1 protein-coding gene is annotated in these 285 nt (G+C 48.4%); it reads right to left on the bottom strand.

The window, feature by feature from the left end:
• Positions 1–285 (bottom strand): glycoside hydrolase family 20 zincin-like fold domain-containing protein (locus L0U89_RS20365; protein ID WP_305067162.1); only part of this gene is annotated, 285 nt, incomplete at both ends.

Genomic DNA, 285 nt, shown 5'->3' with positions numbered 1-285 from the left:
TTCTTTGGTGAAGAAATGCCGGGCCACATCCAGCATGAGTCCGCGCCAGCCAACGCGCGGTGCATCTTTGATGCTGCAATAGGGGAGCGACCAATTAACCCCTTCTACCTTAGATTTCGCTTCAATGGCTGGTGGTAATAATTGCCAGAGTGTTTGCAATCCATAAAATAATCCGGCTGAAGAAGGCGCTTCAATCAACACGCCCTTCTCATTTACAGTTAACTGATAGGACTCCGAAGAACCAGCCGCTTTGTTCAATTTAAACCGAAGCTGCGCCTGATCTGA

The sequence above is a fragment of the Mariniradius sediminis genome (assembly GCF_021491425.1).
In the GTDB taxonomy this organism is placed as follows: Bacteria; Bacteroidota; Bacteroidia; order Cytophagales; family Cyclobacteriaceae; genus Mariniradius; species Mariniradius saccharolyticus.
Note: the sequence above shows the minus strand (reverse complement) of the source record. Positions and strands in the feature narration are given on the sequence as shown.